At 38.1% G+C, this 17,012-nt stretch carries 13 protein-coding genes; 6 read left to right on the top strand and 7 right to left on the bottom strand.

Translation table 11 applies throughout. From position 1 onward, the window contains the following. Window positions 1-39 precede the first annotated feature (39 nt). A complete protein-coding gene (locus tag QNI15_RS08840; protein WP_314002354.1) occupies window positions 40-2,361 on the top strand; it encodes a PAS domain-containing protein in 2,322 nt (773 codons plus the stop codon). Between the two features lie 39 nt (window positions 2,362-2,400). After that, window positions 2,401-3,222: a CheR family methyltransferase gene (locus QNI15_RS08835; RefSeq protein WP_314002352.1), complete on the top strand. Its 822-nt coding sequence runs from the start codon at window positions 2,401-2,403 to the stop codon at window positions 3,220-3,222. A 27-nt stretch (window positions 3,223-3,249) separates the two neighbouring features. Here the strand turns inward: QNI15_RS08835 and QNI15_RS08830 are convergent, their stop codons facing one another. The 3 genes from QNI15_RS08830 to QNI15_RS08820 form a co-directional block, all read right to left on the bottom strand. Further along, a complete protein-coding gene (locus QNI15_RS08830; RefSeq protein ID WP_314002350.1) occupies window positions 3,250-4,191 on the bottom strand; it encodes an EamA family transporter in 942 nt (313 codons plus the stop codon). 111 nt (window positions 4,192-4,302) lie between these two features. Further along, window positions 4,303-4,623 carry a 2Fe-2S iron-sulfur cluster-binding protein gene (locus QNI15_RS08825; protein ID WP_314002348.1) on the bottom strand — a complete coding sequence of 107 codons (321 nt, stop codon included), beginning with the start codon at window positions 4,621-4,623 and terminating at the stop codon, window positions 4,303-4,305. 2 nt (window positions 4,624-4,625) lie between these two features. Next, window positions 4,626-5,636, bottom strand: coding sequence for an NAD(P)/FAD-dependent oxidoreductase (locus tag QNI15_RS08820; protein WP_313975890.1), 1,011 nt, complete (start codon window positions 5,634-5,636; stop codon window positions 4,626-4,628). A 191-nt stretch (window positions 5,637-5,827) separates the two neighbouring features. Between QNI15_RS08820 and QNI15_RS08815 the strand changes: the two genes are divergently transcribed. The 3 genes from QNI15_RS08815 to QNI15_RS08805 all read left to right on the top strand — a co-directional run bounded on the left by QNI15_RS08815 (window position 5,828) and on the right by QNI15_RS08805 (window position 11,967). Further along, the gene (locus QNI15_RS08815; protein ID WP_314031421.1) at window positions 5,828-6,241 is read left to right on the top strand and encodes an EamA family transporter; all 414 of its coding nucleotides are present in this window, start codon (window positions 5,828-5,830) and stop codon (window positions 6,239-6,241) included. An 879-nt stretch (window positions 6,242-7,120) separates the two neighbouring features. Further along, on the top strand, window positions 7,121-8,332 hold the full coding sequence (locus QNI15_RS08810; RefSeq protein WP_314002344.1) for a hybrid sensor histidine kinase/response regulator: 1,212 nt from the start codon (window positions 7,121-7,123) through the stop codon (window positions 8,330-8,332). Next, window positions 8,329-11,967, top strand: a complete 3,639-nt coding sequence (locus QNI15_RS08805) for a PAS domain S-box protein (RefSeq protein WP_314002342.1) — start codon at window positions 8,329-8,331, stop codon at window positions 11,965-11,967. Before QNI15_RS08810 ends, QNI15_RS08805 begins: the two co-directional genes overlap by 4 nt. A gap of 82 nt (window positions 11,968-12,049) precedes the next feature. On the opposite strand, the gene QNI15_RS08800 is transcribed toward QNI15_RS08805, so the two are convergent. Next, window positions 12,050-12,907: an alpha/beta hydrolase gene (locus QNI15_RS08800; protein WP_314002340.1), complete on the bottom strand. Its 858-nt coding sequence runs from the start codon at window positions 12,905-12,907 to the stop codon at window positions 12,050-12,052. A gap of 191 nt (window positions 12,908-13,098) precedes the next feature. Here QNI15_RS08800 and QNI15_RS08795 point away from each other — a divergent pair, with 191 nt between their 5' ends. Further along, window positions 13,099-13,872: a pentapeptide repeat-containing protein gene (locus QNI15_RS08795; protein ID WP_314031418.1), complete on the top strand. Its 774-nt coding sequence runs from the start codon at window positions 13,099-13,101 to the stop codon at window positions 13,870-13,872. 170 nt (window positions 13,873-14,042) lie between these two features. Here QNI15_RS08795 and QNI15_RS08790 read toward each other — a convergent pair whose 3' ends face one another. From QNI15_RS08790 to QNI15_RS08780, 3 genes are all read right to left on the bottom strand, one after another. Continuing rightward, window positions 14,043-14,906, bottom strand: coding sequence for a hypothetical protein (locus QNI15_RS08790; protein ID WP_314002336.1), 864 nt, complete (start codon window positions 14,904-14,906; stop codon window positions 14,043-14,045). Between the two features lie 35 nt (window positions 14,907-14,941). After that, window positions 14,942-15,391 (bottom strand): hypothetical protein, encoded by a 450-nt coding sequence (locus QNI15_RS08785; protein WP_314031417.1) that lies wholly within the window; start codon window positions 15,389-15,391, stop codon window positions 14,942-14,944. 136 nt (window positions 15,392-15,527) lie between these two features. Next, window positions 15,528-16,955 carry a hypothetical protein gene (locus QNI15_RS08780; protein ID WP_314002334.1) on the bottom strand — a complete coding sequence of 476 codons (1,428 nt, stop codon included), beginning with the start codon at window positions 16,953-16,955 and terminating at the stop codon, window positions 15,528-15,530. Window positions 16,956-17,012: the final 57 nt, after the last annotated feature.

Below are 17,012 nucleotides of genomic sequence, written 5' to 3'. Positions count from 1 at the left end.
GTTTAAGATCAAATGAGATATTACAACTGATTACCTTTTATGTTAAAGCATTTCAACGCTGGAACAAAGATCTTGCTCTTGCTGGGCTTTCAGGCTGGTCTTATAGTCACATATACGACTTTTTTTTCTGGAAAATCTACAGCTTTATATAAAGCAGGATTTATAATTATATCTCTGTTCCTGATTTTTTATATCGGGTATGCTATATGGAAACAGTGGATTGAGCCTTTAAAGCAGCTAGATATACTAACAGCAAGAATAGTTAATCAGGAAGCGGATATTGAATTTCAGAACCTTCGTGGGCAGGAAAACATTTCAGGTTATCTTACTGCTATTCATAAAGATAGAAATGAGGTGGTGAAGTTTGTAGAAGAAATATCACATGGAAACATGGAGGCTGATATACTAAATCTGGATAGGGATAAAGGAATAGGAAAGGCTTTGTTATCCATGCGTGCCAAACTAAAAGAGAAAGCAGATGAAGAAGGTAGACGAAACTGGGAAATTGCAGGAAGTACCTTATTAGGTGATGAACTTCGCAAGCATCAGCATCTGAATCTGAACCAGGTAAGCCTGCATTTTTTGCGTCAGTTGATTGAGTACTGTCGTTTGAACCAAGGCGGGGTATTTCTGATCCAGGAAGAAGATGAGAAAAAATATATTGAACTAACAGGATGTATAGCCTATAATAAACAGAAATTTATTGAGAAACGACTACAATGGGGACAAGGTCTTGTCGGGCAATGTATTTTAGAGAAAGAATCCATTTATATAGAAGAAGTTCCTTCTCACTATGTCTCTATTACATCAGGTTTAGGTGAGGCAACACCTCGCTCAATTCTATTGGTGCCCATTGCGTATAAGGAAGAAGTGCTGGGAGTAGTCGAAGTGGCCTCGTTCCGGAAGCTGCAGCCACATGAAATCCATTTTCTGGAAACCAGTTGTGAGATATTTGGTTCGGTGATCTACAATGCCAAAATCAATGAACATACGCAGAAGCTGTTAACCCAGACACAGAAAATAGCTGAAGAACTAGCTTCAAAAGAAGAAATGATGCGTAACAACGCACAAGAACTTATTGCAACGCAGGAAGAGCTCAATGTACAGCTTCGTCAGATTGAACGGCAGGCAAACCTGACTCAATCTATGATCGAGGCTATCAACAAAACGAATGCAAGTATCGAACTGGATAGAGAGGGAACCATAATTTCTGCCAATGAGATGTATCTGAGCCTAATGGAGTATTCCAGGGAAGAGATTGTTGGAAAGAAGGAGCGACAGTTTGTTGCTATGGATGAGCTCGTAAGTCAGCGGTATGAAATGATGTGGGATAGCATCAAAAATGGTTCGTTTAATTCTGGTGAATTCAAACGTATCAATAAACGAGGGAAAGAACTTTGGCTATCAGGTACGTATAGTCCAATATTTGATATTGATGGAAAACTACTGAAGATTGTTCAGCTGGCACAGTTTACCACAGAGCAACGGGAAAAGGAGATGGAATACATTCACAAGCTGAATGCTATGAACCAATCCATATACTGTCTGGAGTTAACATATGAAGGGCGAGTTATTTATTCTAATAATGTGTTCCAGAAAGAGTTTGGCTATAAACGTAGTGAAATCACGAGCCGTAACTTTAGAGATTTTCTGGCTGATCCAACCAAGACAGATGTCGATATAGAACATTTGTGTGATGCCACTAAGAACCCAATGCAGAATAGTGTTGTATTGAAGTTCTTGACAAAAGATAGCAGAGAGAAATATTTTGTATGCTCCTTTAGTCCAATTAAGAATCTCTCAGGTGAAGTAAGTAAGATATTGCTGATTATGATTGATTTTACCCGTCAGCATGAATTACAGGAAGAGATTGGCGATATATTAATTAAGGAACGAAGAGAGAAAGCCGTTCTTGCATTGAATTCTGCTATGGTAGGAGCCTTTGCAGATCATTTTGCCGGACTGGTTGTGGACCTGGAGAATAACTACGATTATGAAGATATTCTATATACTCTGAAAGGAAAAGAACACACTATCCCTCAGCTCACAGTTGGCAAAGATGGTATGATTATATCTATTAATGCCCGAGCCATGGACGCTTTAGGAATACCGGCATTGACAGGAAATTCAATGTTTATTCAAGATCACTTGTACTTTGTATGTGATGAAGAGCGGCAAGCCTTTTATGAAAGTATGGGGCAGGCATCCTTAAAAGAAATAAAATTAAAGGTGCAGGAGAAAGATGGTACCCTGACACGATTTATCGCATTCATTGCACCTGATTTTAAAGACAATAGATTTTCTTCTTCATTGGTTGTGTTTATTCATAGTGATCCCAATCAACAGCATTCCACTTCCTGATTCAGGTTATTTTAGGTCGTTATTAATAAGTTAAGTTGAATGCAGAATACAAATCAACTCACTCAGGAAGAATTGGATTCTTTAATCCGCGCTATTTATGGAAGATATGGCCTGGATTTTTCAAACTATGAACCTTTGTCATTGAGTAGGCGAATAAATCGGATTATTGCCAAATATAATCTGGAAAATTCACTGGGGCTGTGGCGAAAAATTATCTATGATGCCAGTTTTATTCAATGTTTCATTGATGAGATTACTGTAGGACTTACCGAAATGTTTCGGAATCAAGACTTCTGGGTCAAGTTACGTACAGAGATACTACCCGTATATGAGTCTAAGGAAAATCTTTCTATCTGGCATGCAGGATGCTCAACAGGTGAGGAAGTGTATTCGATGGCTATTACACTTGAAGAAGAGGAAATTAGTTCTAATGTATCTATAATTGCTACAGACCTTAATAGTAGTTCTATCCGAAATGCCCGGCAGGGTAAGTTCTCTTCTCTGTACCAGAAAACGTATACAGACAATTATACTGCTGCACAGGGAAAGAAGGAGCTAAATGCCTATTATTCTCTGGCCGAAGAGAATATGGTGTTTAATAAAGTTAGTACTCACAATATTGTCTTTGACCAGCACAATCTGGTAAAAGACGAAATGCCACAGGTGTTTGATATGATCTTATGCCGCAATGTGATGATCTATTTTGATGAAGTCTTAAAAATGAAAGTGTTGAAGCTTTTTCATGACTGTTTGCCAGAAGGAGGGTTTCTCAGTATTGGCTATTATGATACACTTCCCAAAGGCTACAAAGATCTGTTCTACACTTACGATGCTTCCTGCAAGATTTATCAGAAAATATAGTTTGTGTTCAATTTCCTGGAACTGGTTTTACTTAGCCTTTGTAGTTCTTATTGATCGATACGAAGGTAGGTTAATAAGTAATATACCTATAAGAATTACAACCAGTGCAAGCAATTGAAGTAGGGATAACGTTTCGTTTGCCAATATCCAGCCAAATAAAACTGCTACCACCGGATTTACATACGTATGAGTACTTACTAAAGCAGGAGGTAAGAAAGTAATAAGCCATACAAAGGACAGATATGCTGCCAGAGAACCCATAAAGATCAGGAATAACAACCCACTCCATGCTTGCCAGGATACATTTCGTATAGCAAAGGTAGACCATTCATGGGTGAAAGTACTTAATAGAAAGCATCCTATTCCTGCTGCAAATAATTGAATGCCGGCATTGGCAATAACAGATGCAGAAAAGGCATTGGTTTTGGAATACAAAGAACCTATAACCCAGAATACTGCACTCACTAATACTACTAGAGAGGCTATAAATGCATATTGACTGGATGAGGTAGCAAGTTGCGTCTGATCCTGCCATTGGAAAAATAAAATAATACCAACAAAGCCAATCAACAGACCTGCAATAATACTTTTATTGGCAAAATAGAAACTCCAGCGTTTTTTGTCCAATAACAAAAACCAGAAGGGCTCTGTTGCTATCAGAATAGCGGCCTGTCCTGAAGTAATATATTGTTCGGCCCAGGCAACCATGCCTGAACCTCCTACCAGCATCAAAATGCCACTGATTACATTGATTCTAATAGACCTGCCATCTGGTTGTTCTTCTTTGCGGGCACGACTTATAAGGTAAAGTAAGATTCCAGCTGTCAGGTAACGAATGCCAGATAGGATAAAGGGAGGGAAACCCTGAAGACCAAAGCGAACTGCCAGATAGGTTGAACCCCAGATTACATAAATATTAAAAAATGCCAGAATAATTAACCATCTGGGCGTTGATGAGGCTGATGTCATGAACAGAATTGTATGGTATAGTAATACAGTAAACTTACAGGAGTATTTTTGATAATCAAAGCTTCCATACATTTACTGTATTACTACTTCTATTTCTCAGAAACAGAGAGGTTATTGTAACTCCCCAGCTATCTGGAATATACTACCTTGCATTGCCTCTGAGATTCTAAGCTGGCAGGCAAGTCGGCTGTGATTGGTCGCATTTGGTAAAGTATCCAGCATATCCAGTTCCATATCCGAGGGCTGCGGTAGTAAATCATTACCCTGAAGTACCTGAACATGACAGGTTGCACACAAGGCCATGCCTCCACAGGTTGCCAGTATCTCATATTCAGATGCTTTCAACACTTCCATCAGGCTGAGGTTCATATCATCAGGAGCCTCTATCGATTGCCTTTCTCCATTGCGATCTTCAATTGTGAACTGAATCATAATTAAAATGCATTTACACCATTAACGGTGGTATATTTAAAACTTAATTTCTGATTAGGATATACATATTTAAAAGCACTTTGTGCCATCAATGCGGCTTCATGAAAACCACATAAAATCAACTTTAGCTTTCCAGGGTATGTGTTTATATCTCCAATGGCAAAGATACGTTCTACATTAGTAGAATAATCTTCTGTGTTGACCGAAATCGCTGATTTATCAATTGACAATCCCCAGTCTGCAATAGGCCCCAGTTTTGGAGTAAGTCCGAATAAGGGGATCAGGTGGTCTGCTGTCAGTGTAGTAATTGCATTATCCTTTCCAGAGATGGATACTGTGTTTAGATGTCCATTACCATTGATAGCTACTACATTTGATTTTAGCAAAAGATTAATTTTTCCCTGATGCGCTAATTCAAATACTTTCTCAGCAGAGTCTGGAGCTCCTCTGAATGTTTCTCCTCTGTGTACTAGCGTTACTTCTTTAGCTACGTTTGAAAGAAATAGTGTCCAATCTAGAGCGGAATCTCCTCCACCTGCCAGTACAATTCTGCGATCTCTGAACAGTTCCGGATTTTTAACCATATAGACTACTCCTTTGCCTTCAAACTCTTCAAGATGTTCAATCTCCGGTTTACGAGGTTCAAAACAACCAAGTCCGCCTGCAATAACTATTACCTGACAGGCAATTTCTGTTTTTTCATTGGTTGTTAATATAAAAGAACCATCAGTTTGTTTTTCGACAGAATCTACCCGTTCTCCCAATGTAAAGGTAGGATGAAAGGGAGCTATCTGTTCCATTAACCGATCTACCAGATCCTGTGCTTTTACTTCCGGGTATCCTGGAATATCATAAATCGGTTTTTGTGGATATATTTCTGATAATTGGCCACCTACCTGAGGCAACGCATCAACCAGATGACAACGCATTTTTAATAATCCTGCTTCAAATACTGCAAAAAGTCCAACTGGACCAGCTCCAATAATACATATATCGGTTACTATATTTTCCATTTTATTGTTTGTATGCTTATAGTATGTAATTCTTTGTAAAAGTGGAATAACTTGCAGAATACAGCCAATCAATATTTTTTATTGGTCATAACTTTTGGTTATATCCTATTAGAATAACATCTTGGTGAGGAGATTAGTTGAATTTGTTAAGTTTTATTTTAGAAATCTTTCCTTAGGATAATTATAAAACTATGTGGTGGATATATGCATTATTATCAGCTGTTTTTGCAGCATTGACAACCATTCTTGCTAAGGTAGGGATCAAAGGAGTAAACTCTGATCTGGCTACGGCTATTCGTACTCTGGTGGTTGTTATAGTGGCATGGATTATTGTTTGGAGTAAAAGAGAGGCGAAAGGGTTAATCACGTTGACTCAGGTAAACTGGATATTTCTGATCCTTTCCGGTTTAGCAACCGGGTTTTCATGGCTTTGCTACTTTAAAGCACTACAGTTAGGCGATGTATCGAAAGTAGCTCCTACTGATAAGTTAAGTGTAGCATTGGCGATTGTATTATCTGTCATATTTCTCGGCGAAACACTTACAGTCAAAACTGCAATAGGCGCTAGTTTGATTATTGTAGGTACCATGATTTTAATTCTATGATGGAAAAATAACCTTCTTTGTTCTATTGCATAATTCCGATAGCTATTTTTTGCTGAAAAAGGTTTTGTAAAAATGCTGAGAATAAAACCCCAATGGCAAAAAAACAGCATGAAAAAATGAAAATAATCTGTTATAAGAACATGGGTCTTTTAAGTGTAATTTTTATTTTCTTTTCGAAATATCTTTTGATAAACGATTTGTTTAGTGATGCGCAAAATAGATAACTTACATTCAAGCTAATGTATAGGTTGTATTTATTTTAATAGTTGTGTTAATTATGAAAAATTATTCCTGACTTAAGATAAGGTAGACTAAACACTTTTTTATAGAATAGTTATAATCAGGTACTTGGAGTAGAACCTTAAATGTGTTGTGGAAATAATAGGTTAACTACAAGAGATTTGGGTCTGTTATACATACTATTGAGACCTTAGTAAATAAAATAAATTGTATATAAGGGCACAATTGTAGCTTTACTACTTAACTAAAAAATGAGTATTTCTATATAGGTTTTGATCAGACTAGTGTTTTAAATTTATATAATAATTACATAATCGATGGTAAACTTACATACGAAAGGAGATTTACATTCTACAGGCGTGTAGGCATATATGGAAGTTGAAATCTTGTTTTTGTTCAAAAAAAGAAGAAAATGTTTTAATTATTGCATCTATGTTTCTAAGCCAGAAATTATAGCTATTGTATCTTATTGGCTTTTCTAGCTGTTTTTCCCCTTTCCTCTTTCCTTCTTACTATACTAATTGTTTGAGAATCATACCTGTGTTACGTATAAGTTTCTTTTCATTTATATATAGAGAGTGGATAAAGTAATTTTGTGGCAGGTCATTTCTTTTGTTGGTATTCCTCTGTTATTAAGCCATGACTTCATCTAATTCTTATACTGTCCTGTATGTGGACGACGAGCCAAACAATCTTTTAGCCTTTAAAAGTGCTTTCTTTCGCTATTATACTATTCTGACTGCCAATTCGGCCGCAGAAGCTCTCCAGTTATTGGCAGAACATCCGGTTCAGTTGATTGTAACAGATCAGCGAATGCCACAGATGAACGGACTGGAATTACTGAAAACTGTCAAAGAACAATATCCTGATATCATGCGAATGATAGTAACAGGTTACAGTGATTTGTCAGTTGTGATGAGTGCATTCAATGATGTGGGTATTTTCCATTATGTATTGAAACCCTGGAACAATCAGGAGTTGCGTATAATCATGGATAATGCATTGACAAAATATCGTCTTACTCTTGAAAATGAAAGACTTATTCAACAACTGACAGAGTCAAACACTCTTCTGGAAGTTAGAATACAGGAACGCACAAATGAACTTCTGGTAAAAAATCAGGAACTTAAACAACTAAACAAGTTAAAGGATAAGTTGTTTTCAATCATCTCCCATGATTTGCGTTCTCCTATTGCGTCGTTAATGGCATTTACGAAGCTATATATGGAGGAACAGAACTTTACTCCTGAAGAATTTGCAACTATTATTGGGCAAATGAACAATACATTGGGTGATCTTTCATCTATGTTGCACAATATGTTGAGCTGGTCACGGGAACAAATGAACCAGACACCTTCTGTGCTTTCTCATTTCTCTCTGCAGTCTACAATGGAAAGTCATTTGGCTGCCTATAAATTAAGTGCATCCCAGAAACAACTTTCCTTTCAGATTGACTGGCCTTTAGATCCGTTAGTAGTGTATGCAGATGCAGATCGGCTGAGTGTTGTTTTACGTAATCTTATTTCCAATGCTATTAAGTTTACCCCTGTAGATGGTGTAATTACAGTAAAGCTGGAAAATAACGATCATGAAGTAATTGTATCTGTTGAAGATACAGGTGTAGGAATATCACCTGAAAATATTCGTAAGCTCTTAGCAAGACAGGAACTGGTTTCCAGTCGGGGTACAGCCAATGAAAAAGGGACTGGATTAGGGCTAATGCTTTGTCAGGAATATCTGGCAGACCTGGGCAGCTCTCTTCATGTACAGAGTGAACTGAACAAAGGTACCCGCTTTAGTTTTGCACTTCCATTATCTCTTACCTCTCAACTTCAAACTGTAGCAGTGTGATTGGTCAGTTAGAACTTAGTCGCAATATTCGTTTGTCATTTTTTGTGGCAGCCGCAATGTTTGTTCTGGTTGCACTAATTAACATATGGGTAGTAGAGCGTAAAGTGCAAAACAGAATATGTGATCTCAATAGAGTAAGTCTGGTGTCTGGACAAAAATTGTATGTTCAGACAATTGCAAAGGATGCTTTGCTAATACAGGCGGCAACAGACCCGGTAACGCTGGAGAGACATATACTCCAGATACAGGAAGACGTTGGAGAATGGCAGTCCGTTAATAAGAAATTACAGAACCAAGATGTACATTCCAAACGTCTTGGTTTATTGCTTTCTGATCCTGTTAGTATAGAGGTATCGGAACTGTATCAAAAAGCTGAGCCACGTCGTAAAGCTATGATGAAGGCTGTGGCTCAGTTAGTAAGAACAACTCAAACATCAGGTACTAATTACAAAGCGGCAGTAAAGAAAAGTGTAAAGAATATTCTTAAACAAGAAGCCTATCTTCGTAGAGAATACGACCAGATTGGCTTACAAGCTATTAAAGATGCTGAGCATAACCTGTATAATCTGAAGAGATGGATTCTGCAAACTACTTTGGTTACGCTGGTCATTTTGCTGGCACTAGGTTTTTTGTTATTACGGCCATTAAAAAAGATTATTAATAATTTTCTTGCCTATCAGAAGACGCAGATTAAAAGGCTCCGTATTGCTTCTGAAGATTTATCACGAACCAATGCTTTTCAGAAGGCTATACTGGAAAGTGCTATTGTGTCTATTGTTGCCACAGACGAAGATGGTATTATTACACATGTAAATACTACTGCCGGAGCATGGTTGGGTTATTCATCTACTGATCTGATTGGGAAGTGTTCGCCCGATATTTTCCATGATTCGGATGAGTTAAAGCAACGAGCTGGTCAGTTGTCTGTCATATATGGTCGGGAGATCACACCTGGATATGAAGTGTTGATTGCTCCGTTAGAGTATAGTTCGTTTGATACTCGTGAATGGACTTATGTGCGTAAGGATGGCTCAACATTTCCGATCCTTCTGACGGTTTCTCCCATTCGAGATGAAGAAGGGGAAATAACCGGATATCTGGGTGTGGGCTCTGATATGACACAGAAACATAAGGTAGAAGAAAAACTTCGTAAAAGTGAAGAGTTCTATCGTTTGTTATCACAAAATGCGAAAGATGTTGTATGTCTTCATGAACCGGATGGCACGTACATTTATCTTTCTGATGCGATTGTGTCACTTACAGGGTATTTGCCAGATGAATTAGTGGGCAAACATCCGTTAATCGTTGTACATCCGGATGATCACGCACATATAGAAGAAGCCCGCCGAAAGTCAATGGATGATGGACAAGGTCGATTGATTCAGTATCGGTTTAAATGTAAAGACGGAAGCTATGTATGGGTAGAAACTCAGGTGAGTCTATTGAAGGATGAAGATGGAAATCTGGTTCATTTGCAATCCAGTACACGTGATATTAGCGCTCGGAAGAAATTTCAGGAGCAACTTGAACATAGTGAATACAATCTGCAGGAGGCACAGAGAGTGGCTCGTTTGGGTAGTTGGGAAATAGACCTTCGTACAGAGAGAACTTTGTGGTCTCTTGAAATGTACCGTTTACATGGTATGGAACCCCATTCGGTACTTCCCGAAATCAATAAATTTGTACATCTGATCTATCCTGATGACAGGAGACTGTTTTTGATCAACATTCATAGTGCCAGATCTCTGGGAAAAGAATTTGAGTGGGATCTACGGGTTGTACTTCCTGATGGATCTATTCGCTGGCTATATACAATAGTACGGGTGCGCAAAGATGAGACCGGAGCAGTTGTGAAACTATATGGCACAGCTATGGACATTACTGAGTCTAAACGAGCCAGAGAGGAGTTGTCTGAGTCCAATCGGTTGATCAATGCTTTATTTGATCATTCTCCATTGCCAATACAGGTTTTTGATAAGAATGGATTCTCGTTGCGTATGAATGAGGCACGTCGTTCTTTTCTTGGTTTACCTTCTGTAGGATATCGTGTTGGGCAATATAATGTGTTGACGGACGAAGTTTCTAAAGCGACAGGTTTAAAAGCATATTATGAAAGAGCCTACAATGGCGAAGTTGTAATGGTGAGGGATCAGTACATGGATTTGACAAATAAGTTTGGAGATGAATCCGACTTACGACGTGTTTATTATGATCATCTGATATTTCCATTGCAAAATAGTAATGGAGTGGTAGAAGCAGTTGTTTCATTTATTCAGGATATTACAGATAGAATTGATGCTAAACAAAAAGCTCAACATGCATTACGTTTTGTGGAGAGTGTAGCCAATGCTACTCCTGATTTCCTGTTTGTGGTAGATGTAGAACAACAAGCAGTAATCTATGCAAATTATGCTCTACAGACATTTTTGGGTGCAACAAATGAAGAGCTGCATGGTAAAGAAAAATCTTTACTGGAACAATCTGTTTTACCATTGGATCAGCCTCTGGTAAAACAATACCTGAAGGAATTTCCCACAGAAGGAACCCATAGTATAGAATTTCACCTCAGAAATATACAAAATGAATACCGACTGATTTGCACACATGGTGTCCCTTTTCAGTTTGACTCTGATGGTAAGGTAACACAAATTCTGATTAGTGCACAAGATATTACAGATCAGCGTGAATCAGATTTGAGATTGTGGCAAGCCTATCGGGAGCTAAAGGCCTCTGAAGAAGAACTTCGCTCTAATGGAGAAGAACTGCAGGCAATGAATGAAGCTATGGAAGAGACCATTGCAGAATTGCGTTCTACTCAAGCACAGTTGATACAATCTGAGAAAATGGCATCTTTGGGGCAGCTTACTGCCGGAATTGCGCATGAAATCAACAATCCAATCAACTTTGTATATGCAGGAGTTGATAATCTAAAGCAATCACTGTCTGAGATTTATCAAATCCTTGCCCACTATGAGCGTATTGAAGAGGTTCATAATACAGAGCAAATTACATGGGAACTGGCTGCGATGAAAGATATCAAGCAGTCGCTGTTTTATCAGGAGAACAAAGAAACTATTTGGTTAACACTTCAGTCAATAGAACAGGGTGCTTCACGTACAGCTGAAATTGTCAAAGGACTTCGTATGTTTTCCAGGCTGGATGAGGCAGAAAGTAAATTTGCCAATATTAATGAGTGTCTGGATAGTACATTGATCTTGCTGACCGGACAAACCAAGAACCGGATACAGGTAATACGGGAGTATGATAAAACATTACCTGAAATTGAATGCTATCCCGGACAGCTGAATCAGGTATTTATGAATCTACTCACTAATGCGATTCAGGCTATTGATGGCGTAGGCCTGATATGGGTTGAAACAAAAAATGAAGATGACACAATTATCATTTCTGTGCGAGATTCTGGTTTAGGTATGTCTGATGAAACCCGTAACAAGATATTTGATCCATTCTTTACTACTAAGCCAGTTGGACAAGGTACAGGATTAGGATTATCTATCACATATAGCATTATACAGAAACACCAGGGTATTGTTGAGGTAGAAAGTGAATTAGGTCATGGTACTACCTTCGTGGTACGTTTGCCCAAGGTAATGAAACTTCAGGAGGTCCATTAATCCAACATAAGACAAACAATAGTTCTAGAGCTCTTTACCTATAAAGGTAATAGTCTATCATCTGTTTTTTTATTCAGACGCTTTATGGAGTTTTTGTTCTGGTGGTAAAGGCCTGAAGCCCTTTGGTAAACGATAATATACCCACATCCATATGGTCCAAATGATTGTATATGTGGCTTTGGCATACCATCTTGTCTATTTTTTTCTTCTGAAGTACACTAGCTAATTCTTGTACAGGTTTGACATTCCAGACAGAGTCTTCCAACGCACCTGCACTCACGAAAATTTGTAGGCTATCATTGGGCGATCTGTTTTTTAACGCAGCAGGAAGTTTATTCAGATAGAAGTTATTATACCACAGCGTAGGACTTGCTGCAATAAAGGTCTGAAAGCTGTTGGACTTATTTTCTAGTTGATCCAATAAGCTATATAAAGTAAAGTAACCCCCAAATGAATGTCCCAGTAAGGAACGATTATTTTTTTGAGTTCTGAATGACGCATCAATTTTAGTCAGGAGTTCTTTGGTAAGAAACTCTTGAAATCGTTGCCCTCCACCTTCACTCTTGATTTCATCAGAAGTAAGTGGTTTAGGATAGAGATAATCTCGTATACGTAATGAATCCATCATTTTAAAAGAGCTATAACCAATACCCACCAGAATCATAGGATCAAGAAGTCCACCTAGTTCGTACTGATGCAGGGTAGATGCCATCATCGGGAAGTAAAAGTTTCCATCCAATAAATAAACAGTTGGATATCTTTTATCTGGATGAGATAGATACTCTAGTGGAAGCTGTACTTGAATATGAAAGGAGTCCCGAACAAATTCCGAATAATAAACAAACTGAGTTTTTTCTTCAGATTCGACCGATTGGGAAGGTTGAGTACATCTAGAGAATGTAGCAAGTATAAGTAGTAATATAGTAACCAGGATTTTCATTCGGGATGTGGTTTGTTGTGAATGAACAGGATTGTATAAACCACAATGCGTTAGTTGATTGGATGGTTGTCTGGCAAGGGAGAAAAATTTTGTACAAATAAAAAGCTCATGCAACCTGCCTTATTCAAACTGCATCTTATTGGTATTCTCTAAGACTATGTTGACTTTTTACATTTAACCTCTTTCAAACTATGAAGAAGCTACTTATTTTACTATTGACAGTATTGCCAACTTTTGCTTTTGCCCAAAAGAGCATAGACGCTCAGGAAATAATCACCAAAATTAATGAAGGCAAAGCCGTTAACTATGAAAATGTGACCATTACAGGTAAACTGGATCTGACACGATTGAAAAATATGGAATTGCAGACCAAAGGAATGCAAAAGTTTGTACCAGGAGATAACAAACATTATATCAGTACTGTAGAAGTACTTGTTACCTTTCGCAATTGCACATTTACAGGTGATGTGATAGGTTATTATTCAAATAATGAAGAACATGAATTGTATCAGGCAGACTTTACAGAAAATGTAGCATTTGAAAACTGTACATTTGAAGACGCAAGTGCTTTTAAATACTCTCATTTTGAAAAAGGTTTTTCTTTTGCTGGAAGTACTTTTAACCAATTAGCTCTGTTTAAATATACTAAGTTCGGACAATTTGCCAACTTTAGCCGGGCACAGTTTAAAAACGGATCAGATTTTAAATATGTAAAGTTTTCAGAAGGTGTTAGTTTTGAAAATGCTGTTTTTGAAAGAGATGCAGATTTTAAGTATACCTCTTTTTCTGAGAAAAGTAGTTTTCGTAATGCTCAGTTTAAGGGATTTGCCAATATGAAATACACTAAGTTTGATAAGGATACGGAATTAAGTGGTGCTGTATTTAATGGAGGAGAAGATTTTAAGTATGCCAAGATAGGAGGAGATTCTTTTCAAAAGACAATGCACTATGATAAAAAAGACTAAAAATACGATCATTCCTACCTTTATACAGACTCTGGTGGATAGTAGCCAGAGTCTGGTTTTGTGATACTCTGTTTCTGAAAATATTTTTCAGAAACAGACAAACAGGATGGATATAGTCCATCCTGTTACTTAGTAAGAGTGCACAAAATAGATACTATTTCAGAATTGAATTAATGCATATCTGCGTATGTTTTGTTTACGATCAGGTTTGCCAGTACAATGTGGTTGTTCTCATTGACCATATATACAATAAAAGGTTTGTCTCCAGTGGGAGTGATAAGAGTGAGATAGAAGGCAAATCCCTCACTGCCAAAAGCATCATGGGTCATGGTTACTGTTGAAGCTTTGCCTAAACCCTTGGCATTAGCAAAAAATGGCAGCATTTGTGTTTGAAATACTTTTTCAACCTGTTCCATACCTAACTGTTTCATAAAGTTAGGGCTAAACTGCTTGATAACTGATTGAGCATCTCCATGAATCAGCAACTCTACTATATGGTTTGCTGCCTGTTGATAGAGATGTGACTCTTTCTGCATCGTCAGATAATCAGACATAGATGCTTCCGTGTGACCATTAGTCGCTTGTTGGGCTGCTACCTGCTGGGCCAATGTATCATCATTTTCCAACGCCTGAATTACCTGCATTGTCCAGGTTTCCAGAAATGCAGCTTTCTGGTTGCTGTTATAACCTGTATTGTTTAATATCTTGGCTGCCTCCGGAACTTCTTTGTCAAAGTTTTCACCCAATACATAGGAGGTGATAACATAAGTTGCCAGATCTGCTTCATTGTCTAATCCATAATTTACTGCTTTTTTAAGAATAGAATCCATTACCCGATTCATTTCTGCTGTGGATACTTGTTTGGAGTCTTCAAAGGATTCATGCAGAAACTGTATCAGACGTGTTTTGAGTGAAGGTGTAATAAGCATTTTCGTAGAGGTTGATTTGTTTTTGTTGTATGCAATAGTGCTTTTCTGTGCAAGAGCAGATGTGTAAATAGTAATGAAAGCAAATAGGATAATGGCTGTTTTCATAGTTGTAACTGGGGGATAGTTGTAGTAGGAAAGAATCAGAGACTAAGTATAGAAAGCAATGACATTTCATGACGTGCTATCCATAATAAGACCAGATTGATAAATGTAATAAGTGCAAAGCCCAGATAGTACAATATAAAACCAGGATAGGTGGCTCCTGCTATTCCAGCTGTACCTACAAACATCCAAACCAGGATTACCAGCATAAATAATACACTGAAGCCAGCCAGAAAAGCTCGTGAATCTGTTGCCTGACGCATTCCCAGAATAAGATGGATAACAGAGAAGAATAGTACAGGCAGCCCTGACAAACAGATGAGCCCTATATAGGCAGCTCCGGCACCCGGACCACTCTCGCCTTTTTTGGTCATTTGCAATAGTTCTTCAAACCAGGCTACGTTGACCGCTCCGGTAAAAAGGTAGAAGAGAATATACCAGAGTGTCCACCATCCTCCTCCTAACAGAAATCGAAAAATTTGTGACATATGTAAATGGGTTGTTTCATTTTGATAGTCACAAAGGTAGAGGAGGGAAATGTAACTACCTGTTTTTGAGAGTATACAAGAGGTTGACACTCATCTATATACAGGTAGACAAAAGGTGTACAAACTGACCAATGGCTCAGTTTGGATTATTTTGCTCAGTGAAAATTTGTTGAAGTGTTGTGATTGTCTGATAAAATTCAGGGTTGTTGATTTTGTTTTGCCACGAAAGTTGTCCTGACGCAAGTAATTCTGTAAGGCCGGATTTTCCATTCAGACTCCATACAAACAACACATCCAGTGCTTTCTGGAAGAACCGCTCGTTATTACCTTTCAGGCATTCTACAATCCAGTTCCTTGCTGTCTGGCTATCGGGCATCCGGGTGAGAGAAGTCCATGCATAATCATGCCAGTAGGAGTCAATATTTTTCTCTTTCAGAATGTCCAGCAGAATAGTAACTGCATTCTCACTTTTATTTTCCTTCCAGAGTGCCATAAAGATAGCTTGCCGGTTTCGCAGTGATTCTGTAGACGCCCGATTCAGCAAAATAGCTTCTCCATTGGTGACGTTATGATAGGCAAGTGAACGCAACAGACTAGCTAGTAAGGTTTCGTTGGTCTCTTCTTGGAGTCGTTCTGTATACTTCTGTATCAACTCCTGCTTCCATTGTGCTTCATCTGCCTGAGTGGCATGGTATTCATCTCCAAATCCATCCAGATAGATATAATGAATCTGTCCGCCATTGTCCATGTACAGTTGTTTGGACCGCTCATTGGATATAGTAGGTTTAGTTGAGATGATGTTAGCAGAGGTATTGGTTACAGGTTTATTGTCAGGTTGAGTAAGACGATTGATTTCTGAAACGGCTTGCTGTCCTAGTTGTTTGGTCGCTAAATCCATACAGTTCAGACAATGTTCAAACGAAAAGAAACCCAGAAAGAGAAGCCCATCATGAAAATTCTGATCTCCATATTCTATACCATAATCACGGACAATAACAAACGAACTGGCATGATAATCACCTGACGTCCATTGTTTCGTATTGGCAATAACAGGGTACTCAAACAATTGGAAATGCTTATACGAAGCAATACTGCCCACCTGCATGAATGCATTACGGATGGTTGCGACAAGCAGTTTACGTGTATACAGATCTGGAATAGGCCATAAAGGGCCATAGAACCAAAAATCACTGATAAGTTGTGGTAAGAGTTGGTTAGGTTGTTTATATGATCCTGAAATGTCTCTATAATACAATCCTTCCGGACTGATAGTCAGCTCCCACTGTTTGATAGTAGTAGCTACTTGAGTTGTGTAGGTAAATGTTTGTGGGGTAATCCTGTTCAGCTCTATTTGTTTCCAGAAATCATATCGTATACGTGCTGTTTCGGATAAAGTATCATAATATTCTTCAGCAATAGGTATAATTTCTTTAAATAGTCTGTTTTGTGTTTCCAAAGGTTCTTCTCCCAATACGTTATAGGTCTCCAGAAAGGCTGATACTGCCCAGCTTTTCTTTGTTTTACCATTATTTTGATAAATAGTATCTCCTTCAAAATGTATCATAATGTATTGTAAATGGGATTGATTGTATCAGAAGTATGTGGCACTACTCTTTTGGAA

Origin of the sequence: Xanthocytophaga flava, assembly GCF_030068545.1 — a bacterium.
Classification (GTDB): Bacteria; Bacteroidota; Bacteroidia; order Cytophagales; family 172606-1; genus Xanthocytophaga; species Xanthocytophaga flava.
This window is presented reverse-complemented; position numbering and strand designations above follow the sequence as displayed.